The sequence below is a fragment of the Vibrio sp. V10_P2A27P122 genome, assembly GCF_963874335.1.
In the GTDB taxonomy this organism is placed as follows: domain Bacteria; phylum Pseudomonadota; class Gammaproteobacteria; order Enterobacterales; family Vibrionaceae; genus Vibrio; species Vibrio anguillarum.
The window spans coordinates 1-2022 of record NZ_CAWNHY010000232.1 but is presented as its reverse complement, the minus strand read 5'-3'; the positions used below and the strand labels follow the sequence as shown (position 1 = coordinate 2022).

The 2022-nt window shown below is 37.5% G+C and carries 1 protein-coding gene; it reads right to left on the bottom strand.

Annotated elements, in window-relative coordinates; all coding sequences use genetic code 11:
* Window positions 1-13 precede the first annotated feature (13 nt).
* Window positions 14-2022 (bottom strand): alginate lyase family protein (locus AACQ17_RS09615; RefSeq protein WP_094167793.1); only part of this gene is annotated, 2009 nt, incomplete at its 5' end.

Here is a 2022-nt window from a genome sequence, read left to right as displayed (position 1 = left end):
CTTGATGAAAATCTTAAATATATTTTTCATTTACAAGTTTACCATATCCATTTGAATAGAGAACTGTATTGTAGTTTTCTTTGTATTCTACGTTAGAGTAGTTTGTTATTTCAATTGAATCATCAAAGATCTTAAATGTTCTCATTTGACGGATACCTTGATACTCTATTGCAACTGTTAATAAATCATTACCACAAGAAAGTACATAAGTTTTAATATCATTGTACATCGAAAACAGCCCAAGCCTACCTTCTACCCATCTGTTTTGCTCTATGTTGGCAAACAACGTATTGTGAGAACTCGTCGACCTAAAGAGATTCCTTTGCTTATTTGAAGCGGTGTAAAGATAAGATCCTGGGTCGACGACGACATCCTTACAATCGACATTAAGTTCAAACGACATCCTATCATTATGAGCATGACCACCATTACCAAGCTGTCCATTGGTACCAATAGATATAGCTAAAAACAATCGCTCTGATTTAAAAATATAAGTTCCAGCATCAGGATATGACTTTAGAGTTAAATCTGAAGTTAGCTTCGAACCTGAGAAACTAAATGACTTTACGTTCGTATAAGAAAACTCTGACTCATAAGGCCATTCATCACACTTAACTTCAATGTAAGAGCTTTGCTCACGGCGTTGCTTACCAAATAATCCGGACGTCACCTTCGACTCATAACTCTCTACATCGGAACAAAACGCGAAGATACCACCTGCAGCACTGACAAGTGTGGAATGATCCAGAATATTTTCATCCCAAAAACGTTCTAAATCAGCTAATAAGTTTTCATACCCATTAAGGTTTTGATACTTGTCTATCGCAATATCCGTCTCCAACCATTCACCTACGGGTGTCAGTTTAAAAAATCTGCCACTATCGTTATCCCCAAACTGAATTACATTACCATTTGGTTTTGTCATATCTTTTGTGTATGTAATAGCAGCGGCTAACTTTTTGTAATACGAAGACGGTAGCTCTATCCCTGAGTCAGATAATTCATATTTTTGGTATTCGAGGGAATTAAGAATAGGGAGCTTTGTCCAAAGGGAGTAGTCGTAATTTCTAAGCCTAGATATATCCAAACTACCAAGTTTTGCAGTGGCAAACACCATAAGCTCCGTACTGAGTCTATGATAACAAGTACTCGCTTCAAAATTTGAACCGTCTGAATGATATTGCTTATCAAACTCGCTAATGACTTCTTGCACTGCAAACGCCAACCATGCGTCAGTCTCAGGAGTGGAGTTGAGATAAGAAGCAGAATAAAGCAAACCGACAATATCACTTAAGTAGTGATTTGAAGTTAGGTTCTCACCGTATTCCAAGTTGTTTACAATATGCTTGGAGTGATCGTAAACCGAGTTAGCAATGATTTGCTCAGTTTCATTCGTAAATGTAGTTGAGTATAATCCATGCTTGTGTATTAAGTCCCAGGCTAAAACAATATTTGCTACACGGATACCTACATCCATTGTACAGGTCCACTGCACTCCCCATTGTGGAGGATTAGATGCAATAAAGTCGAGCAGTTGATTCTTTATCTCATTCAAGTAATCTATTGCTCTTGAATCGTTAACTTCATTTGCAGCAATCGCAAGCTGTGGTAGGTGTTGCAAACGTCCAATTTCCCAAGGCAGTTTGATGTCCGCTCCTTCGCTGTAGGCTCTTTGTTTGGTGTATCTTTTCTTTTCGCTCCACCGGAATCCCGTTTTAAAGTCCTTTTGCCAATCAATTGGACGATAAGAGCTGTCGATATGTCGCCATATATTCTGAGATATTGCACGATTTGAACGATTTATATTATTCTTCAGATCGAAGTCTATATTTTGATTATACACTTTGCCGTCCAAACCTGGTGCGACTACATCGTATTCAACTTCAACCCAACCACTTCCTAATAGATCAAATCGGTGTTGAAGATATAAATCACAAACTGCAGCTATGTTAGACTCATCATTTTGAGTAAAACTTATTTTTTCTAGATTACCTTTTAAATAATATGATGCTCCTGTAACAT